The sequence below is a fragment of the Staphylococcus sp. AntiMn-1 genome, assembly GCF_001663395.1.
In the GTDB taxonomy this organism is placed as follows: domain Bacteria; phylum Bacillota; class Bacilli; order Staphylococcales; family Staphylococcaceae; genus Staphylococcus; species Staphylococcus equorum.
Genome location: NZ_CP012968.1, coordinates 1255364 through 1277207 on the forward strand (window position 1 = coordinate 1255364; position 21844 = coordinate 1277207).

At 32.1% G+C, this 21844-nt stretch carries 24 protein-coding genes; 8 read left to right on the top strand and 16 right to left on the bottom strand.

Annotation, left to right across the window (positions count from 1 at the left end):
* Positions 1-9: 9 nt before the first annotated feature.
* A complete protein-coding gene (locus AOB58_RS06170; protein WP_064783102.1) occupies positions 10-936 on the bottom strand; it encodes a CobW family GTP-binding protein in 927 nt (308 codons plus the stop codon).
* A gap of 224 nt (positions 937-1160) precedes the next feature.
* On the opposite strand from AOB58_RS06170, the gene AOB58_RS06175 reads away from it, so the two are divergent.
* Positions 1161-1604 carry a global transcriptional regulator MgrA gene (locus AOB58_RS06175; protein ID WP_021339407.1) on the top strand — a complete coding sequence of 148 codons (444 nt, stop codon included), beginning with the start codon at positions 1161-1163 and terminating at the stop codon, positions 1602-1604.
* A gap of 145 nt (positions 1605-1749) precedes the next feature.
* Here AOB58_RS06175 and cydC read toward each other — a convergent pair whose 3' ends face one another.
* Both cydC and AOB58_RS06185 read right to left on the bottom strand, forming a co-directional pair.
* Complete coding sequence (cydC, locus tag AOB58_RS06180; protein WP_021339406.1) at positions 1750-3426, bottom strand: thiol reductant ABC exporter subunit CydC; 1677 nt, start codon at positions 3424-3426, stop codon at positions 1750-1752.
* A complete protein-coding gene (locus tag AOB58_RS06185; protein WP_064783103.1) occupies positions 3423-5054 on the bottom strand; it encodes an ABC transporter ATP-binding protein/permease in 1632 nt (543 codons plus the stop codon). Before AOB58_RS06185 ends, cydC begins: the two co-directional genes overlap by 4 nt.
* A gap of 265 nt (positions 5055-5319) precedes the next feature.
* On the opposite strand from AOB58_RS06185, the gene AOB58_RS06190 reads away from it, so the two are divergent.
* From AOB58_RS06190 to AOB58_RS06215, 5 genes are all read left to right on the top strand, one after another.
* Positions 5320-6195, top strand: a complete 876-nt coding sequence (locus tag AOB58_RS06190) for an undecaprenyl-diphosphate phosphatase (RefSeq protein WP_064783104.1) — start codon at positions 5320-5322, stop codon at positions 6193-6195.
* Between the two features lie 283 nt (positions 6196-6478).
* Positions 6479-7620, top strand: a protein-coding gene (locus AOB58_RS06200) for an IS3 family transposase (RefSeq protein WP_102134915.1) whose coding sequence is annotated in 2 segments (ribosomal slippage) — positions 6479-6749 and positions 6749-7620 — 1143 coding nt in all. Because the reading frame shifts where the segments join, the coding sequence is not laid out codon by codon here.
* A gap of 181 nt (positions 7621-7801) precedes the next feature.
* On the top strand, positions 7802-8503 hold the full coding sequence (locus AOB58_RS06205) for a hypothetical protein (protein WP_064783107.1): 702 nt from the start codon (positions 7802-7804) through the stop codon (positions 8501-8503).
* Positions 8504-8508: 5 nt separating this feature from the next.
* Positions 8509-8973 (top strand): YaiI/YqxD family protein, encoded by a 465-nt coding sequence (locus tag AOB58_RS06210; protein ID WP_064783108.1) that lies wholly within the window; start codon positions 8509-8511, stop codon positions 8971-8973.
* A 2-nt stretch (positions 8974-8975) separates the two neighbouring features.
* On the top strand, positions 8976-9542 hold the full coding sequence (locus AOB58_RS06215; protein ID WP_064783109.1) for an LOG family protein: 567 nt from the start codon (positions 8976-8978) through the stop codon (positions 9540-9542).
* 151 nt (positions 9543-9693) lie between these two features.
* Here the strand turns inward: AOB58_RS06215 and AOB58_RS06220 are convergent, their stop codons facing one another.
* The 5 genes from AOB58_RS06220 to AOB58_RS06240 form a co-directional block, all read right to left on the bottom strand.
* Complete coding sequence (locus AOB58_RS06220) at positions 9694-10311, bottom strand: LysE/ArgO family amino acid transporter (protein WP_002508351.1); 618 nt, start codon at positions 10309-10311, stop codon at positions 9694-9696.
* Positions 10312-10441: 130 nt separating this feature from the next.
* Entirely contained in the window at positions 10442-11017 is a 576-nt protein-coding gene (locus AOB58_RS06225; protein ID WP_002508353.1) for a GNAT family N-acetyltransferase, read from the bottom strand.
* A gap of 98 nt (positions 11018-11115) precedes the next feature.
* Entirely contained in the window at positions 11116-11412 is a 297-nt protein-coding gene (locus AOB58_RS06230; protein ID WP_002508354.1) for a hypothetical protein, read from the bottom strand.
* Between the two features lie 380 nt (positions 11413-11792).
* A complete protein-coding gene (locus AOB58_RS06235) occupies positions 11793-12005 on the bottom strand; it encodes an SA0632 family lipoprotein (RefSeq protein WP_064783110.1) in 213 nt (70 codons plus the stop codon).
* A gap of 42 nt (positions 12006-12047) precedes the next feature.
* Entirely contained in the window at positions 12048-12518 is a 471-nt protein-coding gene (locus tag AOB58_RS06240; protein ID WP_064783111.1) for a GNAT family N-acetyltransferase, read from the bottom strand.
* Between the two features lie 95 nt (positions 12519-12613).
* Here AOB58_RS06240 and AOB58_RS06245 point away from each other — a divergent pair, with 95 nt between their 5' ends.
* A complete protein-coding gene (locus AOB58_RS06245) occupies positions 12614-13297 on the top strand; it encodes a DUF1129 family protein (RefSeq protein ID WP_002508357.1) in 684 nt (227 codons plus the stop codon).
* Between the two features lie 234 nt (positions 13298-13531).
* Here AOB58_RS06245 and AOB58_RS06250 read toward each other — a convergent pair whose 3' ends face one another.
* The 5 genes from AOB58_RS06250 to AOB58_RS06270 all read right to left on the bottom strand — a co-directional run bounded on the left by AOB58_RS06250 (position 13532) and on the right by AOB58_RS06270 (position 18523).
* Positions 13532-14692, bottom strand: coding sequence for an MFS transporter (locus tag AOB58_RS06250; protein WP_064783112.1), 1161 nt, complete (start codon positions 14690-14692; stop codon positions 13532-13534).
* A gap of 263 nt (positions 14693-14955) precedes the next feature.
* Positions 14956-15444, bottom strand: a complete 489-nt coding sequence (locus AOB58_RS06255; protein WP_064783113.1) for a DUF456 domain-containing protein — start codon at positions 15442-15444, stop codon at positions 14956-14958.
* Positions 15445-15450: 6 nt separating this feature from the next.
* A complete protein-coding gene (locus AOB58_RS06260) occupies positions 15451-16659 on the bottom strand; it encodes a sugar efflux transporter (RefSeq protein ID WP_021339395.1) in 1209 nt (402 codons plus the stop codon).
* A gap of 95 nt (positions 16660-16754) precedes the next feature.
* Positions 16755-17609, bottom strand: a complete 855-nt coding sequence (locus AOB58_RS06265) for a LysR family transcriptional regulator (RefSeq protein WP_002508361.1) — start codon at positions 17607-17609, stop codon at positions 16755-16757.
* Positions 17610-17797: 188 nt separating this feature from the next.
* Positions 17798-18523, bottom strand: a complete 726-nt coding sequence (locus AOB58_RS06270) for a ribonuclease FAU-1 family protein (protein ID WP_064783114.1) — start codon at positions 18521-18523, stop codon at positions 17798-17800.
* 212 nt (positions 18524-18735) lie between these two features.
* On the opposite strand from AOB58_RS06270, the gene AOB58_RS06275 reads away from it, so the two are divergent.
* On the top strand, positions 18736-19848 hold the full coding sequence (locus tag AOB58_RS06275) for a 5-methyltetrahydropteroyltriglutamate--homocysteine S-methyltransferase (protein ID WP_064783115.1): 1113 nt from the start codon (positions 18736-18738) through the stop codon (positions 19846-19848).
* A 109-nt stretch (positions 19849-19957) separates the two neighbouring features.
* On the opposite strand, the gene AOB58_RS06280 is transcribed toward AOB58_RS06275, so the two are convergent.
* The 3 genes from AOB58_RS06280 to AOB58_RS06290 form a co-directional block, all read right to left on the bottom strand.
* Positions 19958-20458 (bottom strand): cupin domain-containing protein, encoded by a 501-nt coding sequence (locus AOB58_RS06280; protein ID WP_064783116.1) that lies wholly within the window; start codon positions 20456-20458, stop codon positions 19958-19960.
* A 1-nt stretch (position 20459) separates the two neighbouring features.
* The gene (locus tag AOB58_RS06285) at positions 20460-21176 is read right to left on the bottom strand and encodes a YebC/PmpR family DNA-binding transcriptional regulator (protein WP_002508365.1); all 717 of its coding nucleotides are present in this window, start codon (positions 21174-21176) and stop codon (positions 20460-20462) included.
* A 230-nt stretch (positions 21177-21406) separates the two neighbouring features.
* A complete protein-coding gene (locus tag AOB58_RS06290; RefSeq protein WP_021339392.1) occupies positions 21407-21763 on the bottom strand; it encodes a transcriptional regulator, SarA/Rot family in 357 nt (118 codons plus the stop codon).
* Positions 21764-21844: the final 81 nt, after the last annotated feature.

Sequence of the window (21844 nt, forward strand, 5' to 3'; positions counted from 1 at the left end):
TTTAAAAAATTAAGTGAATTGTAGCATGTCTAATTGATTGCGTATGCGATTAACATCTATTTGTTCACCTATAAGCACAATGGTTAAAGGCATGGATGCATCAATAACTTGATAGTCTGGCAAACCAAACGCATATTGAAATTCATATGTATCATTTGGCATATCACGAAACTTTACGTATCCCTTTAATCTTAAAACATTATCTGGCAAGCGTAAAATAAATTGATAGAATAGTTGCCTATCTATTGGTCCAGAAAACTGATATTGCATACTATTTATCCCATGATGATATGTATGTTGTTCTATATTTTGTCCTTTATTTTGCGTTACTGAAATTAATTGCTTCATATCTAAATTTGCATAACTCGTATAAAATGTCGGTGTATATGGATTAATTTCAAAAATTTCATTTATACGTTCTTTCTCTTTTTCATCAATTAAATCCATTTTATTGACTACAACTGTATGACTTGCATATAATTGTTCTTCCATCAATTGTGTTGTACTATGAGTATATTGGGCTCTGGTTAAAAATCTTGGAGCGTCGACTAAGCCAATAACCACTGGTGGATTAACGCTTGCGACGATTTCAGGATCTTGACATGCCGCAATTATTTCGATTGGGTGTGCTATACCTGTCGCTTCAATAATAATATGGTGCATTGCACTTTTGTTTAGAAAATGTTTTAATTGTTTTATTAAATCTTGTTGCAAGTCACAACATACGCAACCATTTAATATTGACGCAACCTCAATATCATCGCTGATTGCACGGCTATCTACATCTAAGTTACCGTATTCATTTACGATGATACTCGGGTTTTCATCATTACTTAGTAAATATTTTACATAATTACTGAGAAATGTAGTTTTTCCACTACCTAAAAAACCTGTTATGATTGTAATTGACGTTTTTGGATTTTTAATTTTTTTCATATAACCACTCATTTCTTGATACAAATGTCTGCATAAAAGTACAATTATTCGTATAATTAAACTTTTACTCGATAAAATTTTAAATTTCTTCTAAACTTTATACGTACACTACATTTTAGCATGGCACAGTGCAAAAGTGTTTGAGGAAGTGTCACACACACATCATAAGACGGATTCAGGTCCGATACAGAAGAAAACGGATAGAATGTCTGGAGGAGAACTTTATGTCTGAACCACTTAATTTAAAAGAACAACTTTGTTTCAGTTTGTATAATGCTCAAAGACAAGTAAATCGCTATTATTCAAATAATGTCTTTAAGAAATACAAATTGACTTATCCACAGTTTTTAGTTTTAACAATCTTATGGGCTGAGTCACCTGTCAATGTTAAGAAAGTCGTTACTGAATTGGCACTTGATACAGGTACTGTATCTCCATTACTTAAAAGAATGGAACAAGTTGACCTAATCAAACGCGAGCGTTCTGAAATCGATCAACGTGAAGTATTCATTCATTTAACTGATAAGAGCGAAGCAATTCGCCCTGAATTAGATACAGCTTGTCAAGACGTTGCAGTAGCATCTTCATTAAGCTCAGATGAATCTAAAGAACTAAATCGATTACTTTCAAAAGTAATCACTGCCTTCACAGAAGAAAAAGCAAAATAATTTTTCAATGGCAATGGTAAACATTAGATAGTTCTTCTATCTAAATTTATTCATTAAATATACTTGATTTATAATGAGAGCTCAAACACAAATGTGTTTGAGCTCCATTTTTTTAACTTATAAGAAAAATAATGTAACGTTTCGTTTAAGAAACATTCATTTCAACCATTTGATATAAATAGCCTCTTTCTGTAATTAGAGACTGATAACTTCCACTTTCTACGATTTCCCCTTCACTCATAACTACAATTTTATCAAAATACGGTAGCAACCTTAAATCATGTGTTGCAACAATTAAGGTTTGAGCTTTGGTATGAATGATGTCCATTACACTATCTGTATGATATATGTCGAGTGCTGTTGTAGGCTCATCCATGATCCAAATCGGTACGTCTCTTAATAATAATCTTGCAATACCAAGTCTCTGTATTTCACCGCCTGATAATGTATTACCAGATATGGTAATGTATCGATCTAAATCGATATGATCCAAACCTAAATTAGCTAGAACGTTGCGTAGTTCAACATCATCTTTGTCAGTAAACAAATTTTCTCTCACTGTACCGTCAAATAACTGTTGTGTTTGTAATAGGGCATTGATTTGACTATATTTTTCTTCATCTACAATATTTGTAATATCTTGATGATTTAATAGTATCTCACCTTTATCACTTTGATACAAACCTAACATGAGTTGCAATAACGAACTTTTACCAGATCCTGAAGGTCCAATAATAGCAACATGCTCGCCTTTATCAATTGATAATTGGATATCTTGTAATACATAACTTGATTGATTCCAATACTTGAAGTTGAGGTCTCGAACCTTATACAATGGCTCGGTAGGTAAGACTTCTAAATGCATTGCTTCCACGCCCTGCTTCATAGGATGAGCAATCACTTCATCAATATCATGGAAAGCTTCGTCAGTATCCGCTTTAAAGTAAGCTACATTACTCATAGGTATCGCTTGTTCGAAAAGCGTCAGCATCATTAATACGATACTTGTTAAATAAACAACGTCTAATTCTTGATTTTGTACTTGAACTACACCTAAATACAGTGTGAAAAATAGTGCAATCATCGAAACAATATTTAAGCTATATTCGTATAGTGATAAAAATCGTTGCTCTTTTGCTTGTGCTGCTTCATAGTCATCCAGTTGATGAAGCACTTGTTTTTTATAAAATTCTGTTCGACCAAAACGATCCAACTCTTCATAACCTTCTTTATAATCATAAAATTGGTTTAAAAAATCGCCTTGAACTTTGTTAACTTGCCTTTTCAGTATACGTGCACGCTTAGCACTTAACCACGGTATAACTACTAAGGTAGCAATCATACTAATACATATGATAATCGCATGTACATATGAGAAGTAAATCATTACGATTGTAGAAATGATTGCTGTAACACCTATTACTACAGGTGGATAATAAACACGCAAGTATATATTTTGCAGAGCTTCAACTCTGCCAATCATTCGTGCGATTAAATCACTAGAATTAAATTTTCGATATACGTCGGGAACGACCGGAATTAAATGTTTGAAAAATTGAACCCTAACGTTTCTAAGCATTGTAAAAGTCGCTCTATGTGATAACAACCTTTCAATATATCTGGCAATTGCTCTTATAAATCCAAATAATTTTACTGAAGCTATCAGAACCATCAATGCAAATAACGGGGCGCCAAGTGCACTTTGCGTTACCATATAACCACTTAAAAAGAACATGCTAAGTGCTACTAAACTTCCTATAACTCCCACAATAATCGAAAGTATCAAATCTCTATCTATTTTAAATTGAATATGTGGCTTCATGTTACGTCACCACCTTTATCATTGTTTCTTCTCTCTTGTGTATCTATCGATGTCAAATAGCCATTTTCAATATATATACGTCTATCAGCATTTTTAATAGTATTTTCTCTATGTGCAATCGTAATAACAGTTGTATCCACAAATTGTTGTGCAATTATATCTTGTATAATATTTTCTGTTTTCACATCTAAGCCAGTAGCAGGCTCATCAAAGATAAGTACGTCTGGTTGAATCATTAGTACTCGAGATAGTTCTACACGTCTCATTTGACCGCCTGAGAGCATCTCACCGCCCTCTCCAATCCATGTATCTAATCCATCCTTTAAAGATAGTACTTTTTCTTTTAAATCAACATCATCTAATACTTTTAATATTTTATTTTCATCCATCGATTGAAACATAGTAATATTATCGCGTATAGAGGCATTAAAGATATAAGGCATCTGACTTAAAAAACCTAATTTCAAATTAGCATTTTGATAAGTCACTTCACCTGACTGGGCATCGAAACGTTGTACAATAACCTGTGCAAGTGTTGATTTACCCGCACCACTTTTCCCGACGAGCGCAATTTGCTCTCCTCTAGAAATATTCAAATTAATATTATTTAAAGCATTTTGTTGTGCATCATCATATTTAAAGCTAACATTCTCCAATTTAATTAATGCAGATTGTTGTCCATTTGTACGAATCTCAGGTTTCAGCGTTTTTTCTTGTTTATCTAATAAATCGAACACAACATCGCTCGATCCTTCACTTTGCTTTCCTGTGTGAAACGATTGCCCTAAATCTTTAATAGAGTTATAAAATTCAGGCGCTAATATGATTGCAATCGCAGCTGTTTTAAAATCAATACTATTGAATAAAATCAATCCTAATCCAGCTTCTAAAGCTACAAGACCAATCCCTAGCATACTAATAAATTCAAGCATGAGTCCGGATAGAAAAGCACTTTTTAAAATACGCATAGTTAAATCTCTGAATGTCGTACTTTCTTCATATAATTCTTGTTCTGTCTGAGCTGTTTTATTAAAAAGTTTTAAAGTGATAAGTCCTTTAACTTTGTTTAAAAATTGCTGACTGAATTGGTTTAAATAGGTCATTTTATCTTTAGATTCATCACGTGTTTTTAATCCAAAAATAATATAAAAAAGAGGAATAAATGGTGCAGTGACTATCATAATTAAAGCCGTATTTAAATGAATAAAATACATAGCAACAATGATAAACAATGGAATCATCATTGATTTAAATACTTGTGGGAAATAACTATTAAAAAATGGAACAATACCATCAATACTTTCAGTCAAAGTATTCATTTGAACGCCAATTGGCTCTTTTGACTGTTTGAATATAAGTTGGCGTCGCAAATCATATTTCACTTTTGTAGACATGCGATTACCGATCATTTGATTTATTGTATTAAATGTTGCGCGTGCGATTAAAATAAATAATGTAAACAGTAATAGTATTAACAAATTTTGGTTCGTTTCCAATAACATTGCATTTAAAATTTCTGCAATAGCAATATTCTGAACGACTACGGTAATAGCTAATAATGTACTGATTACAAACATAAACATTGGGTATATTTTATATTTAAATGCTAAATTTGTTAATCTTTTCACAATTATCACCTGCCACATATTATAAACTGATTCATTGAAAATTAAATGAATTCGCTCATTATTATTAGTAATTTTTTATGCTAATTTCATATTTCAGACATAATTAGGATTTTCTCTTTTTCAATGCTTGAATTCCTTTTATTATATTAATCTCAGTCTTTAGTCTAAAATTACATTTAGATGTGGCGCATTACATTTTTATTGTGCTATCATTATAAAATGAAAATCTATGAAATTTAATTAGTAATATGAAAGTAGGTAAATTATGTTAATACTTGAATTGATTAAAGGACTTATTCTAGGTATTGTTGAAGGCTTAACAGAGTTTGCACCTGTTTCTTCAACAGGTCATATGATCCTTATCGATGACATGTGGTTAAAATCAAGTGAATTTTTAGGATCAGAATCAGCCTTCACCTTTAAAATTGTAATACAACTTGGTTCTGTTTTTGCGGGTGCATGGGTATTCCGTGAACGTTATTTCGAAATGCTTCATATTGGTAAGTACAAAGCATCTTCTATCGATGGCGTTGGTCAAAAACCGAATCGCTTAAACTTACTACATATTATTGTCGGTATGATTCCTGCAGGTATTCTTGGGTTATTATTTGATGACGTTATTCAAAAATACTTATTCAGTGTTCCAACTGTAATGATTGGATTATTTGTTGGTGCTATATATATGATCATAGCTGATATTTATAGTAAAAAAGTTGCAAATCCACAATCAGTTGACCAAATCAATTATATCCAAGCATTTGTAATTGGGCTATCACAAGCAGTTGCAATGTGGCCTGGTTTCAGTAGATCTGGATCTACAATATCTACGGGTGTATTAATGAAGATGGATCACAAATCAGCATCAGACTTCACTTTCATTATGGCTGTACCTGTTATGTTAGCAGCTAGTGGCTTGTCACTCGTTAAAAACTTTGAATATATTCATTTAGACCACTTTGGTTTTTATGCATTAGGCTTTATCGCAGCGTTCGTTGTCGGTTTAATTGCAATTAAGACATTCCTGTACTTAATTAGTAAAGTTAAATTAATTCCTTTTGCTATATATAGAATTGTTTTAGTTATTATTATCGCTATCCTTTATTTCGGTTTCGGTATTGGACAAGGTATTACAGGCGAATAATATTTCAATGGACTATATATGCTTATGCATCAATATAACTAAATGTTTTGAAACAGTGAGACTGAAATCTAATTTTTCTAATAAAGTTTCGTTGTATAAACTCAGATTAATAAAGTTGACTAGCAAAAGAATGCAAGTGTATTTTTAGTTCAGTCAGCTACTACCAAATTAATAATCGAGGCTAAGGCGTATATTTTGAACTGACCCCAATTAATGGGAGTAAAATAAAGACACTTTCGTTGAATTCATATTAAAATGAATTTATTCGGAGGTGTTTTTTTCTATGAAAAAAGTAGCATATTCAGTAGAAACTAAAAACAAAGTAATAGAAATGAAAATTCAAGGTTATTCTACTAAACATATTATGGACATTTTAAATATTAAAAATAAGACTCAAGTACAAAGATGGTGGAAATGGTATAGAGATGGTGAAAGCAACAGGTTTCCTCAACAAGTCGGAAAACAATATTCATATGGAAAGGGAATTGAAGAATTCAGTAATGAAGAGAAATTGAAATTAGAAATTAGACGTCAACAAGCTGAAATTGATGTTTTAAAAAAGTACAAGGAATTGGAAAGGAAGTGGCGCCAAAAGTAATAATACAAGTGGTTAATGCGTTGAAATCAAGGTACCCAGTTAAGGTAATATTAGATGTTTTTAAGATTCCCAAATCCACTTATTATCGTTGGAAATGTAAAAATTATGAATTAGATTCAATTGAAGAAAAAGTTAAATATATTTGTCATAAACACAACTATACCTATGGTTATAGGAAAGTAACTGCTGAATTAAATAAATTTAGCGAAATAATAGTTAACCACAAAAAAGTACAAAGAATTATGCAGGAAAATGGATTGAATTGTCGCGTTAAACCTAAGAAATCTAAAAAACCAGGTAATCCATTTTATAAAACAGATAATTTACTACAGAGAAATTTCAACGCAAACTGTCCATTAGAAGTACTTGTAACTGATATTACTTATTTACCTTTCGGTAATACAATGTTGTATCTTTCATCAATTATGGATGTCTATAACGGAGAAATTATAGCTTATTCTATAGATAATCACCAAAATCAAAGTTTAGTAAACGATACGCTTAATCAAGTGGAAATTCCTGATGGTTGTATTCTTCATACTGATCAAGGTAGTGTTTATACGTCGTATGAATATTATGAATTGTGCAAAGAAAAAGGCATTACCAGAAGCATGTCCCGTAAGGGAACGCCAGCCGATAATGCCCCGATCGAATGTTTTCATTCCTCACTAAAGTCTGAAACATTCTACTTAAACAAAGAGCTCAAGAGCTCTAATAACATTGTAATAGATATTGTCGAAAATTACATTGAAAACTATAATAAAGTTAGAATTCAACAAAAACTAGGCTACTTAGCTCCTATAGAATTCAGGAAATCAGCAGCTTAGAAAACAGTGTTTTTATTAAATTCCCATTTTAAGGGTTCAGTGCCATTTGTCTTAGCCTCTTCTTTTTATTATCGCTATGCTAAATGACGTTTAACTTTCTGTATAGACTGTATTTAGCGTTTATTTTCGTGTATTATAGGGTAATATGTAGATAGTATAAAATTAAATGGAGGCAACGAGTATGGACAAAAAGCAATTAATCAAAACAATCATCACAGTAGCACCTGTGTTTTTAGTACCGCTAATCGTTGAACGCAAACGTATTAAGGATCATCCTGATGTGAAAAAAGCAAGTGACGCAACAGTTAGTGCTTCTAAAGCAGTTGCAGATAAATCTGTACGTGTTAAAGATAATGTTGTAGAAAAATCTTCTCACGCAAAAGACTACGTTGCAGATAAAAAACATGACATGGATCAAAAACGTGAACTTAAACGTATCGCAAAAGAACATGATCCAGCCTATATTGAGAAAAAAGGCGAAAAATTAGAAAAAGAAAATCGCAAAGAAGCAGATAAAATGAACAAACTTCTGCAAAAAAATATAGACAAACGTCATAAAGAAGAAGAAAAAGCACGTCAAGATAATAAGAAACAACGTATCAAAGACATGAAAAAATCAAATAAACACATGGAAAAAGTTGGTTTAACTCCAGGTAAACTTGATGATGAAACAGAGAAAAAAGGCGAAAAGCTAGAAAAAGAAAATCGCAAAGAAGTAAGCAAATTTGATAAATTACTGCAAAAGAATATAGACAAACGTCATAAAGAAGAAGAAAAAGTGCAAGAGAAAAACAAAAAAGCACGCTTATCTGAATTCAAAAAATATAAAGACTACGTGGCCAAAAGTGTTGTTAAACAAAACAAAGAAGAAAATGGTAAATAACCCTAATGACACAAGTCATTATTGATGGAGATGCTTGTCCTGTAACCAATTCAGTAATTGAATTGACTGAGGGGACAGGCATTTTTGTTACCGTTGTTCGCAGCTTCAGTCATTTTTCTACAGTAGTACAACCAGACCACGTGAATATTATCTATGTAGACGATGGACCAGACGCTGTTGATTTTAGAATTGTAAAACTGGTACGCCCTAGTGACATTGTGATCACACAAGACTATGGCTTAGCTAGCTTACTTTTAAACAAGACGAAAATAGTTATGCATCATAAAGGTTACATCTATACGCAACAAAACATTGATACATTATTAGAGCAACGTCATGCGAGTGCTCAATTTAGAAGAAGTGGCGGACGTACAAAAGGTCCCTCAGCTTTTACTGAGCAAGATGTAGCTGAATTTGAAGCTATCTTTTCGTCTATCATTGCAAATCAGATGTCGAGCAAGGAGGAATAAATATGAAAAGCATTGCAGTGTATTGTGGTGCCAGTAATGGAAACGATGAAACCTATATTACTGAAGCTTATCAGTTGGGTAAGTATATGGCTGAACAAGGTTATGAATTAATATTTGGGGCTGGTTCTGTAGGTATCATGGGCGCTATTCAAGACGGCGTATTAGATCATGGCGGTCGTGCTGTAGGCATCATGCCAAATATGTTAAATGAAAAAGAAATTACAAGTGGAAAATTAAGCGAGTTGATATTAGTAGATTCTATGCATGAAAGAAAAAATAAAATGGCTGAATTAGCTGATGCTTTTGTAATGGCTCCAGGTGGCGCAGGTTCATTAGAAGAATTTTTTGAAATGTATAGTTGGTCCCAAATTGGTATTCACGAAAAACCTATTGCCGTGTTCAATATCAATGGGTTTTTCGAGCCCTTACAAGCACTTTTAGATCACATGATTCAAGAAGGTTTCATAGATTCTAAATACAAAAACCTCGCTCCTTTGTGCAATACGAAAGAATCACTATTCGAAGCGATAAACAATTATAAACCACTTGGTATTAGAACTTATGATTAAATATATCGTATTAAAAAACAAAACGTTGGGATATAAATCCTAAACTTCAATAGACGGGGAGTGGGACAGAAATCAAAATTTGATTTCCGCCCCACTCCCCGTCTTATGTTATTATGCACTTTCTAATTATAAAATTTGAACACTCATTACACTACAGTAAAAGCATTATTAATTGTTTTAGAATCATAACCGCAACAATTAAAATTATAATAGCAGATACTTTATTTAATATCATAATGTATTTTCCTGTTTTATCAATGTTGCCTATCATTTTTCCAGAAATTGCTAAAAAGAAAAACCAAACCCATGATATAACTACAGTTGAAATAGTAAACAAGACTTTATCCGTACCATCATATATCGCCCCACTCGTTCCAATGACACCAATTGTATCCATAATTGCATGTGGATTCAGTAGCGATACAGAAATCGCAAAACCAACTTGCTTCTTCGCTGTCATTGGTCGATAACGCTTCAATTTATCTGGCCTTGCTTTCCATAACGACCAAGCCATATATATTAAAAAAACTAAACCTATACAATAGATAGAAACTTGCAGCATGGGAAATGAGAGTAAAATAACCGACACGCCTAATACTGCTAACACAATAAGAAATGTATCACACAGACCTGCTGTAATAATGACGGGTAACGTTTTATATATACTCTTATGGTTGGCACCTTGATTAAATACAAATACATTTTGCGCACCCAATGGTAAGATTAATCCCAATGCGAGTAAGAACCCATGAGCTAATGGCTGTAACATGTCAATTCCTCATTCCTCAATTTAAAAAAACTAAGATCTCATCACTAGGTTCAATACTAATGATGAGATCTATTATTTTAAAGAAGATTATTTATACACTAAATCCATGTGTATTCACAAATTTTCGCATTTAACTACTAGATTTTAAGCTTTCATCATCTAACATAGCTAAATTTTTATAATATCTTACATGTCTATTAAGCGGATGATGTTTGCTTAATTCTGGATGTTCAAAATAATCATAAATTTCCATACCTAGTTTTTCCATGACTTTGAGTGAGGGCTCATTGCTTTCCGAAGTAAAAGCATATACCTCATTTAAACCTTGTTGTTTCGCATACTTCAGTACCGCTTCTGCACCTTCAGTAGCTAGGCCATTGCCCCAAACTTCCGGAATGAGTCGCCAACCAATTTCATAAAATGGTAACTCTTCAAATGGGAACTTGCTCTCTTCTGTCACATAATTCAGGCCTATAAAACCTAACCACCCATTAGTTTCTTTAAGTTCTACAGCAAACAAACCAATACCATCATCTAATATCATTTCATTCATTTTATTCATATCGTGTTCTGAACGTTGATAACTTAATAAGCTCGGAAAATATCTACGAACTTGTTGATTCGCATTCATTTGTTGGAATGATAATAAGTCTTCCTCTTGCCAGTCTCGTAACCTTAAACGTTCAGTTTCAATATAAACTGTCATATGTTACACCTCTATACTGGAAAAATAATTTTCTATACAAAAGTAACGCGTTATGAATCTTTTCATATCGCGCTACCATACTGTTTTTTATAATTTGTTTATGCTCTTGTAATATAGCTAATTAATTCAAGATTAACAGCTACTTCTTTTAAGCGATTACGTTCACTTTTCGGTGCAGTAAATGTTGCATCGATAAAATCATTTTTATGGTTTAATTTATAAGTAGCAACAAACGTATCTGTATCAGATTCAAAGTTAGGTAAATGCGCAATCACGCGTTTGATTTCACCTGTTGAATCTTTTATTTCTCTACCTGTAATATTTTCTAATTCTCTACCTAGTTCAGGTAAAGTAATTGAACGACCTTCTAATAAATTAAAATCTTGTTCATGCATAATGCTTACCTCTCTTTCTATATAGACGACTTATTAATCTACTTCATTCTTACAGTTGCCCTATGAAGTGAAAATCACTGAATAATAATCGACCTATATTCCAAAATTCATATTTTAAAAAATTATTTTGTATGTTTTATATTAATCTTTATTATGTTTAATGATACCCATTATACCAATTACTAAAACCATAATACAATGATTTCCTAGGAAATAAAGAAATATCATCTGAAATAGCATTAAATGTGATTTCTATATGTTATACAAATAATATTTCATTTTTCGAGAAATTTGTTCGTCAATTTTGAATCAAACACACTATTTATTACTATGGTAAATGCCTAGGTATAGTAACAACAAACACTATAACATCGTATGTTTTATGTTTCAGCGTTGATTTCTTTCTCTAAATCTTTCGACTGGTCTTGTAATTTATTTTGCTCTTTTTCCAATTTTTCTTTTTCTTTTTTCAAATCTTTATTCTTCTTCTCTAACTTATCTATATCTTTTTCTAAAGAAGCCTTTTCATCATCTTTACCACAAGCGGTTAATGCAATCGTCGATGCTAATATGAGTGCTAAACACTTTTTCATATATATACTCCTTTTTAATGCAATTATAATAAATTAATTTTATCATTTTTCTCTATTATCTTCATTATTTACCCTTAAATTTTTAGTCATTATGACTTTACTTATTTGATAGTCCATATTTCGATTTAATTGTTGCATCTGAACATTGTGACTGTCCACTGTGCTTTCAATTTTTAGAGCGCCTACTGCTCTTGCCCATGCTTCGACTTCATTTTTAAAACGCGTAGCAATCCCTTGCTTACGAAATGCTTCATTAACATATAGCATTTCTATTATCACTTTATTATAATCTTTCAAATAGCGTGCCCAAATAAAACCTATAAGTTCTTCCTTCTGTGTTTCGAGCCATACTAAATCTGTATTATATTTCAGCACATGATTTATCATTTCTTCACGTAATCCAACAGATAACCGGCTTTTACTATAATCTTCATTTTGTTTTGCAAGTTCACTTTCATGTATGTCTGCAATTTCAGTAATATATTGTTTTTGTTTAAGTGAAAGTTTTTCCATATTTTCTCCTTTAAAAAGTAAAGTTGATTTATATTGTTATATTCGTCATAATAAGCCTTATCATTACATTCTATAAAAAGGACTGCGAAATTCAAATGAAATCTACTGACAAATTAATGCGAGAAAATAATGTAAAAGCTTTGCGATTAAATAATACAGATAGAGATGCATTCGAAAATTACATGACATACGTCCGAGCAGATTTAAGTGTTAATCCTCACGATTCTGAAAAAATGTTGAATCGCATTTTAAATCAATTATTGGAAGCTGAAAAAGAAGGTATACTCGCCATGGATTTCTTTGAACATGATCCTAAGTCACATGCCAAAAAGGAACTTAAAAAATTACCAAATGAAACAATTTTAAATATATTTAAATACATAATTCAGCACATCTTTTTGTTATTTGGTATTTTTTGTTTCCTTAAAGGATTTATTGGCTTTTTCATTGGTGCGAAGCGATTATATTTATATTCATTTCCTCTTGTTGTATTAGTAGGAATTTTCATCATTTTTCTATTTATATGGATGATATTCCGAACTGTACAAATGCAGTGCTTTACAAAATCACATTGGACATGGATATTAACGTATGTCGTCATTTTATTACTATTATATGCAATATTTTATGTATTTTTCATTCCTCAATCATTTTTAGCATTTGGGCCTTATATATTAATAAGTAATTGGACCTTTATTATAATCTCATTTATCGTTATACCCATCGCTTTATTTATTGATCATCACTATACAAATAAAGATACAAATACATCTTTATAATCTTGTTGTTTAAATAATAGTGGCTATTTGGTACAGTCTCTAACCTATTAATAAAGTGCTATATCTTCAATCACTAATTTTGCGTACCAACTAGCACCCACTTTCAAAAGTGAATTATTTTAAAACAAAAAGATCTCATCACTAGTTTAAATACTAATGATGAGATCTTTTTTTGAGTCTGGATAAAATATATCTTAGACTCTTGTACGTATTGTCACGTCATATGCATTGTTATTATGGTGCCATGCCTTCTTTTCTTTCCACAGCGATACTAATAAACAAGAATATCAGACCGATTGCAGTTAGTATTGGCGCAATTAGACTTAATGATGCTATCGGTAAATTCGTCACGACAACGCCACCAATAAAGGCACCAAGCGCATTGCCTAAATTAAATGCAGATTGGTTTAATGTACTTGCAAGCGTAGGTGCATCTTTAGAAATAATCGTACTTTTAAATTGTAATGATGGACTCATACTAAAGCCGATTAAACCAAAGAAGAATATGCCTGCTACCATTAAGAAACCATTCATTTGTATAAAGTATAATAGTAAGAAGTAAACGATAAAGATTGAGAAAATAATTTGTAACGCTTTATTTAAATTCCAATCCGCAAGTTTACCACCAACGACGTTACCTAATGAAACACCTACCCCAAAAATAATTAACAGATATGAAATCAAGTTTTCTTGTACATTTGATACATCAGTCAATACTGTAGAAATATAAGTGAAGTATGCAAATACACTACTGAAACCAAATAATGTCACTGCTAAAGTTAACCACAAACGTTTTTCTTTTAAAATTTGTAGTTCTTTTTTCATTGATGATTTTACTGTATCACGTTGCATAGGCACAAAAATAATAATGCCTATAAGTGCTAGTGTTCCTATAATAGAAATAATAATAAACGTCATCGGCCAGCCAAAGTTTTGACCAATTAATGTCCCGAATGGTACACCTAAAATATTACTTAAACTTAATCCCATAAACATTAGTGCCATCGCACTTGCACGTTTCTCTGGCCGCACCATATTCGCAGCTAAAATAGAACCTATACCAAAGAATGAACCATGAGCCAACGATGTAATGATACGACTTGTCATCATAAATCCATAACTCATACTAAATGAAGCAGCAAAATTCCCTAATATAAAAATAGCCATTAAAGCTAGTAGTAAATATTTTCTATTCCATTTAATCGTCAACATAACTATGATAGGCCCGCCGATTGCAACACCTAATGCATAACCAGTTATCAGTTGCCCTGCCTGACTTACAGTTACGTCAAAATCCCGTGCAATATTAGGTAATAATCCCATAATTACAAATTCTGTCATACCTATTGCAAACGCACCGATTGCAAGCATCCATATAGCAATTGGATATTTCATTTTTGACTCCCTTCCGAAATCATATTTTTTTCACATGTTTGTGATTATACTAAAATACAGTTGCCAAAAACAAGGGAGTTGCTTGATTTTCTCCTATTTTTAAAATTAATTCGCTTACATTTAATTTAGCTGTATTCATTTAATAAATTGCTTTACATCATAATACTACCAAGAAAATTAAAAAAGTTAGCAATCGTCAAAAAAGTTAACAGTGTTTAGAACACTCAATTACCCTTCTTATGACAATAGCTAACTCGCTAATTTTAATTAATTAGTAATGCATCGATAAAGAACCACACTACCATGATAAACATGATAATCCCTTGTGCAACAGCACTCGCTAAAAATGCTACGATAGACCCAAAACTTGCTTTTAAAGCCTTTGAAAAGTTGGGTTCTTGTATCATTTCAACAACTAATACCGCGATAAATGGAATAATAATAATTCCAAATGGTGGAAATACAAAGCAACCTACGATTACACCAATGAGCGCCGCATACTCGCTAAGTTTAGAACCACCAAATTTATTTACAAAATATTTATTCATGATAAAATCTGCTACTAAAATAAACACGGTGAATAAAATCATTGATATATAGAATATCCATGATAAATTGCCATTATGAAATGCGAATTGATAAATTAAAAACCCTACCCATAATACAAGCACTGATGGAATAATAGGTTTAATTAAACCTACAAATGCTAAGACAAATGATGCGATAATTAATATCCATAAAATTACTGTCATTTTTATCTACTCCATACTTTCTTCTGTGAATTTTTGATCTTTTGTAAAGTATATTAATATCATACCTAAAAATATAGCTGTCGCTGATACAAAGAATACATTTCCCAAACCTACCCAGTGACTCATAATTCCACCTAATAAGTTCCCACATAACTGACCTATCACCATCGCGTTAGCAAAAAGTGTAGATGCATATCCTGGAAAATCTGGTAAAATATCTTGGAAATAACTGATGCCTAAACCAAGTAATATCGCTAAGAAAATAGCTAAAAATACTTGGCCGACAAACATCATCACCAAATTTTCGAACACACCAATACTAAAGTAAAACAGGCCACCAAACAATCCACCTAACATCAGTAGCACACGTGTCGTGAGTTTCGCAGATAAAATACCTAACACGACCATAAATGGAACTTCTAAACCGGCACATAGACTGGCTAAACCACCTACATACCCTTCAGCTTCATTCAAATATTTAGTGACGAACAACGGCATATTCAATGTATACATCCATTGACCAATATGTAATAAAATAAAGGCTAAAAATGGAACGAATAAGGCCTTATCATGTAACATATTAGGTGCTTTCGCCTCAATGTGATTCACATCAGTTGTGGTTTGTTTTGTTTTGATATCTTTAAAAAAGAATACCTGTAACATCAGTGTAAATAAAATAATGGTAACAGTTCCAGTAAATAACCCTGCGTAACCATTAACACCTAATAATAAAGCGCCGATTAACGGACCAAATAAGAATCCAAATGAGAACATGGAACGCAATACGGCATTAGCAAACTTCGCTCTATCTCTTGAAGCCGAAACATTGATAGACTCTCTAGCTGAAGCATACATTTGAGGCATTGCGGGCGCGAAAAACCCTTGAAAAACGGCATACATAACAATAAATATCCATACTTCATGAATATAGAAGTAAATAGAAAAACTAACAGCACCCATTAACAATGCTGTAATGATTATGACTTTCCTATTTATATTGTGTGTATCAGAAAAGCGTGCAACAATTGTGTTCATTATAAATTGGCTGATTGCTGCTAATGCTAATAGCAGACCATATTGTGTAGAAGTCATACCCAAATCATTGGTCGCAAATAAAACAAGATAAGGTACAGTGATTGAAATTCCCATACCTAAAAGCATCATATTGACTACAAATAGTTTGTAATTCTTAATATGTAATAAAGCACTAAACATATAACAAACCTCTATTCTACTAAATTAGGTGTCAATTCTCGTATATCACTTAAATAGGCAATGTATAAATGATTATGTATTAGCTACTATTGATGTTATTCAACATATTCCATCATTAAATTGATAAATGATTCTACTTGAGGCAATTGTAACATGCTAGAATCGTAACTTAAAAATGTGGAACGAATCAATGGTTTTTCATCTATATTTACGCGTCTAAATTCAAACTGGTCACGGTCTAAATGCTTCATCATGATCTCAGGCAAAATTGTTACACCGACACCATTTAACAGCATCTCTTTACACGTGGCCACTTGATCAACAGTAATCATAGCATGATAATCCTGTCCTATTTGACTCCCATACCATTCTTTAATTTGATTAATATAAATTGGATCTGCTTGAAATTCAATAAATGGCATTTTATCAACATCATCGTAACGATTTTTAGGATTAATAAAATAATGATCGTCATTAAATAAATGTGTATTACTTAAGTTCATAATTTTATTACCACGTATAATCATCACATGGTAATCTCTATGGTTTGCTTTAATTTGTTCACTCGAACCTACTTGAACTTGAATCTCTACATTAGGAAATTGGCGTGTAAATAAGTTTAATACTTGCGGTAATAAAGTCTGTCCGATTAATGAAGAACAACCGATTGAAATCGTACCGTTGACTTCACCAATGTGCGCTTGCATTTTATCTAAAAATAAACGCTCTTTGTTCAGCATATCTCTAGCATGCTCTATAATCATCGAACCTTCTGTTGTAGTAATCAATTGTTTCTTAGTACGTATAAAAACATTTACACCAAAAGTATTTTCAATTGATTTTAAACGTTGTGTTACTGCAGGTTGTGATATATATAATATTTCTGCTGCTTTCCTTAGTGTTCTTGTTTCATCTAAAGTGGTTAACAAGCGATAATCGTCAATCTTCATATTATCCCCCTATATTTTAAAAGCACTTTTAATCATTTCATTGATTGGTTATTATTCATGTTCACTTAACATTTCATAATATAATTTCAAATTTCAAATTATACGTTTTTAACATTTATCATCTAGCAGTGTCACTATAACATGATTCACAATACATGTATCATTCAATTAAATTTGTACAAATAATCTTAAAGTTCTGGTTCTGAGTCGCGATGTGTTGAATGATTTTGGTTGTGATTGCTACTTTGTTGATTGTGGTTTTCACTTTTAATATGCTTATTTGGATGTTTATGATCGTGTTGTTTAGCTTTGTATGGTTTATGTTTATGCTTTTGCTCATTATATTTGGCTTTACCATGTAATGGGTGGTGTTGATTTTTTGATTTTTGTTTAATCTTGTAATAACAATACATGATTTTATCTTTCATCGTTGAAAAATCAGCCTCAATTTTTATCATTAATTGATGCGCAATAATATATGCTTCGTGAAACTGCTTTTTAGTAATTTGTCCTTGATCTAAAGCACGTTGTAAATCGTCTTCATCTACAAGTTCATATTCCCCATTTGGCAATACAAGTACATCTAAACATAAATCTATTGTACGTGCGTTTCCTTTTTGTGTAACATTCTTAATATTTATATCAAAGTAATATTCTAATGGGTTGCCCTTGTCATCTAGCATCACTGTAATACTATATCGTTTTTTTTCGGGCAAGATTTGTAGCCATTGATAGTTATCATCCGCAACAATAATATTTTGGCCCACCACTGTCACCTCTAATGGTTCACGTACTTTTTTCATCGTCACCAAACCAATAATACCCTTGAACTTGTTGTTGTTTACTTTGACTTCTGTATACTCTTTGTCAATGATACGACGCCAGTGACGCTTATCAATATATTTTACTTTCACTGTCACCAACTCCTTGTCATTATTATATAAAACTGTTTACTTTATGTCATCTTATGGATTATACTGAACGTCTTCCAATTTTGTATCACGAATTTAATTATTATTATTGTACTATATTTCATAGTGTAAAAGCGAAATTGACAATTATAATAAAGTTTGATAGATTTTATCTATATTTTTCTGAAAATTCTATAAATAAAGGAGATAGTAACATGGCAGTCATTCAAAGACCTTTTAGAGCGGATCATGTTGGTAGTTTATTAAGACCACAACGCCTAAAAGATGCACGTAAAGATTATCAAAATGAAGTCATCGATGCACAAGCATTACGAGATATCGAGGACGAAGAAATTGAGCACATCATAGAGAAACAACTAGAAGTAGGTTTACATAGCATCACTGATGGTGAATTCCGCAGAAGCTGGTGGCATTTCGATTTCTTGGAAAATTTAGACGGTGTCAATGGCTATACTTCTGAGCGTGGTTTAGCATTTGAAGGCGTTGAAACTAGAAATCATAATGTTAAAGTTGAGAGTAAAGTCGCTTTTAACCCAAATCATCCACATTTTGAACACTTCAAATTTTTATATGACAAGGTTAATGGACGTGCAACAGCAAAAGTATCTATCCCAAGTCCAAACCAACTGTTCCATCCAAATATCTTAAATGAAGACATCTATCCTGATATCGAGGATTATGCACATGATGTTGCTCAGGCATATCGTGAAAGTTTGCTCAAATTTTATGAATTAGGCGCACGTTACATTCAATTAGATGATGTTTATTGGGCTAACCTAACTTCTGGTTCTCAGAAAACACGTGGCCGTGACCGTACTGAAGCAGACAAAGAAGCAGCACGTCAGCTTGCATATCGTGTTGTAAATGAAGCAGTCCAAGATTTACCAGAAGATCTACTCATTACTACACATATTTGTCGTGGTAATTATCAATCAACTTGGGCAATTTCAGGTGGCTATGAGCCAGTCGCACCTTATTTATTCAAAGAAAATTTAGGTGGCTTTTTCCTAGAATATGACGATGATCGTTCAGGTGATTTTGAGCCATTACGCTTTTTCCCTAAAGAAAATTCAGCAGCTGTATTAGGTCTTTTCACTTCAAAAACAGGTGACTTAGAAGATAAATCTGCCATACTTGCACGTGTTAAAGAAGCACAACAATATGTTGATTTAGATCAAATTTGTTTAAGTCCACAATGTGGCTTTGCTTCAACAGAAGAAGGCAATAAACTGACTGAAGATGAGCAATGGAAAAAACTAGCTTACGTTGTAGAAATTGCAAACGAAGTCTTTGGAACAGCAAAATAAACATACTATACTAACTCGTAAGAAGTATTAATATTAAAATTGAGAGGCCTATCAGACTTAAAATCTGATAGGCCTTCATTAATATCTAAATTTTTAAATTAAAGAACAATTAATTTCCAGCTATATCACTTTCGGATAAAGCATAGCGTTCATGTATATCTTTTAAACTTGGAAATTGATTATTCAACCATTCTTTACTCAATAGTTCAAAATGTTCAAATTCAAATGCAGGTTGGCACATACAGCCTACAAGTGCATAACCATTTTCACCTTCAATTGAAGAAGCAAAAATCGTTTCTTTTGGAACTACATATTGTAAAACATCACCCGCTTCAAGGTCTTTGCCTATTGACACACTTTGATAACGTCCATCTGAATGAATCATATGCACTGTTAAAGAATCTCCAGCGTGGTAATACCATATTTCATCTGCATCGATACGATGAAAATGCGATATATTGTCATGTGTTAACAAGAAATAAATACTTGAATATACTGGTCTTTCATTTAGATTATTTGATTTAGCTTTGATAATCTCTTTATAATAGCCCCCTTCTGGATGGGGTTGTAAATCTAGTTGATTAAGCCAATACTGGATATTTTTACCCATATTACTTCAAGTCCACATTATGGAAAACGTTTTGAACGTCTTCTAAATCTTCTAAAGCATCAACTAGTGTTTCAAAAGCTTCTTGATCTTCTTCAGATAATTCTATATCTGATTGTGGCAACATCTCAAATTCAGCAACCTTAAATTCTTCGACACCTGTTTCACGTAGAGCATCTTGAACTTGAGCAAACTGATCTGGTTCAGCGTAAATAATAGTTAACCCATTTTCTTCAACGATATCTCTCACATCGATATCTTTTTCCATCAACGCTTCTAACGTATCGTCTGCTGATTTGCCTTCAATACCAAACACAGCCGTATGATCAAACATATACGCAACTGAGCCTGAAACTCCCATATTACCGCCATTTTTACCAAAAGCTGCACGTACATCAGAAGCAGTTCTATTCACATTTTCTGTTAATGCGTCTACGATAATCATTGAACCATTTGGTCCAAAACCTTCATATCTTAATTCATCGTAGTTTTCTTCACTTGCTCCTTTAGCTTTTTCTATCGCTCGATCAATAATATGATTCGGTACAGAATAAGTCTTAGCTCTTTCTAAAGTTAATCTTAGCGCTTGGTTTGATTCCGGATCTGGTTCACCTGATTTAGCCGCTACATAAATTTCTTTACCGAATTTAGCATAAATTCGACTTGTATTTTTGTCCTTTTGCGCTTTTTTCTCTTTAATATTATTCCACTTACGTCCCATACTTTCATCACACTTTCTCGAAAAATATTTTTATTAACATGATATATTATACAATAATTTCGCTCTATTACATAGAACTACGTATATAAATGACAAATAATCGCACCTTATATATTACATAATAAAAAGACTAGCCATACACAATTGAATTTCATGTGTACCACTAGTCTTTTAAATCATCTTAAAATATGAATCAACAAGGGACATTTCTTTACTTGAAACTATATATTTTATTCAGTATATGATTCAATTTCATCTAATAATGCTTCGTAATGTGCAGCGTTCTTTTCATTCATTAATAAATATACTTTACGTTCATCTTCTGTTGAACGTAGCTTACTCACTCTATCTTGATCAATCAAACGACGAATTGAAGCAAGCACTTTGGTTCTACTCAAATCCAATTCCGCAGTAGCTATTTTTAAAAATGGCTGCATCAACATATATTTTTCACTACAATTTTGTTGAACCAATTCTAAAACTGCTACATCATTTATTGTCAATTTATATTTTTGTTCTATGTAATGCGTTAAACTTTTATATTTTTTATAAACATTTAAAAATTGAGCCTTTTTCTCTTCATTCATTGCTATCACACCTCCACATGAAATTATGATGAATGTTTCTAACGCTTACAAAAATAACACTGTTTTATTTTTATATTTTTT

Excerpts from the sequence above, each read along its gene's own strand:
- AOB58_RS06170 (WP_064783102.1), bottom strand. The coding sequence starts at position 936 with ATGAAAAAAATTAAAAATCCAAAAACGTCAATTACAATCATAACAGGT.
- AOB58_RS06175 (WP_021339407.1), top strand. The coding sequence starts at position 1,161 with ATGTCTGAACCACTTAATTTAAAAGAACAACTTTGTTTCAGTTTGTAT.
- cydC (WP_021339406.1), bottom strand. The coding sequence starts at position 3,426 with ATGAAGCCACATATTCAATTTAAAATAGATAGAGATTTGATACTTTCG.
- AOB58_RS06190 (WP_064783104.1), top strand. The coding sequence starts at position 5,320 with ATGTTAATACTTGAATTGATTAAAGGACTTATTCTAGGTATTGTTGAA.
- AOB58_RS06205 (WP_064783107.1), top strand. The coding sequence starts at position 7,802 with ATGGACAAAAAGCAATTAATCAAAACAATCATCACAGTAGCACCTGTG.
- AOB58_RS06210 (WP_064783108.1), top strand. The coding sequence starts at position 8,509 with ATGACACAAGTCATTATTGATGGAGATGCTTGTCCTGTAACCAATTCA.
- AOB58_RS06215 (WP_064783109.1), top strand. The coding sequence starts at position 8,976 with ATGAAAAGCATTGCAGTGTATTGTGGTGCCAGTAATGGAAACGATGAA.
- AOB58_RS06220 (WP_002508351.1), bottom strand. The coding sequence starts at position 10,311 with ATGTTACAGCCATTAGCTCATGGGTTCTTACTCGCATTGGGATTAATC.
- AOB58_RS06225 (WP_002508353.1), bottom strand. The coding sequence starts at position 11,017 with ATGACAGTTTATATTGAAACTGAACGTTTAAGGTTACGAGACTGGCAA.
- AOB58_RS06230 (WP_002508354.1), bottom strand. The coding sequence starts at position 11,412 with ATGCATGAACAAGATTTTAATTTATTAGAAGGTCGTTCAATTACTTTA.
- AOB58_RS06235 (WP_064783110.1), bottom strand. The coding sequence starts at position 12,005 with ATGAAAAAGTGTTTAGCACTCATATTAGCATCGACGATTGCATTAACC.
- AOB58_RS06240 (WP_064783111.1), bottom strand. The coding sequence starts at position 12,518 with ATGGAAAAACTTTCACTTAAACAAAAACAATATATTACTGAAATTGCA.
- AOB58_RS06245 (WP_002508357.1), top strand. The coding sequence starts at position 12,614 with ATGAAATCTACTGACAAATTAATGCGAGAAAATAATGTAAAAGCTTTG.
- AOB58_RS06250 (WP_064783112.1), bottom strand. The coding sequence starts at position 14,692 with ATGAAATATCCAATTGCTATATGGATGCTTGCAATCGGTGCGTTTGCA.
- AOB58_RS06255 (WP_064783113.1), bottom strand. The coding sequence starts at position 15,444 with ATGACAGTAATTTTATGGATATTAATTATCGCATCATTTGTCTTAGCA.
- AOB58_RS06260 (WP_021339395.1), bottom strand. The coding sequence starts at position 16,659 with ATGTTTAGTGCTTTATTACATATTAAGAATTACAAACTATTTGTAGTC.
- AOB58_RS06265 (WP_002508361.1), bottom strand. The coding sequence starts at position 17,609 with ATGAAGATTGACGATTATCGCTTGTTAACCACTTTAGATGAAACAAGA.
- AOB58_RS06275 (WP_064783115.1), top strand. The coding sequence starts at position 18,736 with ATGGCAGTCATTCAAAGACCTTTTAGAGCGGATCATGTTGGTAGTTTA.
- AOB58_RS06280 (WP_064783116.1), bottom strand. The coding sequence starts at position 20,458 with ATGGGTAAAAATATCCAGTATTGGCTTAATCAACTAGATTTACAACCC.
- AOB58_RS06285 (WP_002508365.1), bottom strand. The coding sequence starts at position 21,176 with ATGGGACGTAAGTGGAATAATATTAAAGAGAAAAAAGCGCAAAAGGAC.
- AOB58_RS06290 (WP_021339392.1), bottom strand. The coding sequence starts at position 21,763 with ATGAATGAAGAGAAAAAGGCTCAATTTTTAAATGTTTATAAAAAATAT.